This is a genomic window from Tessaracoccus sp. SD287, from assembly GCF_017355265.1.
Taxonomy (GTDB): Bacteria; Actinomycetota; Actinomycetes; order Propionibacteriales; family Propionibacteriaceae; genus Aestuariimicrobium.
The window spans coordinates 1-332 of sequence record NZ_JADIJQ010000065.1 but is presented as its reverse complement, the minus strand read 5'-3'; the positions used below and the strand labels follow the sequence as shown (position 1 = coordinate 332).

1 protein-coding gene is annotated in these 332 nt (G+C 68.7%); it reads left to right on the top strand.

Features of this window, described 5'->3' with window-relative positions; genetic code table 11:
- Window positions 1-332, top strand: a 332-nt coding sequence (locus IPV09_RS14010; RefSeq protein ID WP_207475967.1) for an LCP family protein, incomplete at both ends; no start/stop codon positions are given.

Here is a 332-nt window from a genome sequence, read left to right as displayed (position 1 = left end):
TTCTGGCACCTGACCCAGGGCAACACGGTCCAGGCAATGCCCGCCGGGGAACGTCCCGCCGACCAGCCCGGCAAGGTGTTCCTGCTGGTCGGCAGCGACCAGCGCGAGAACCTCACCGAGGAACAGCAACGCAAGTACGGCACCGGCACCGCCGAGGGCGCCCGCACCGACACCATCCTGATGCTGGTCATCCCCGAGACCGGCGACCCGGCGCTGATCAGCCTGCCGCGTGACTCCTACGTGCCGATCCCCGGTCACGGCAGGAGCAAACTGAACGCCGCCTTCGCCTGGGGTGGTCCGCAACTGCTGGTGCAGACGCTCGAGCAGACCAC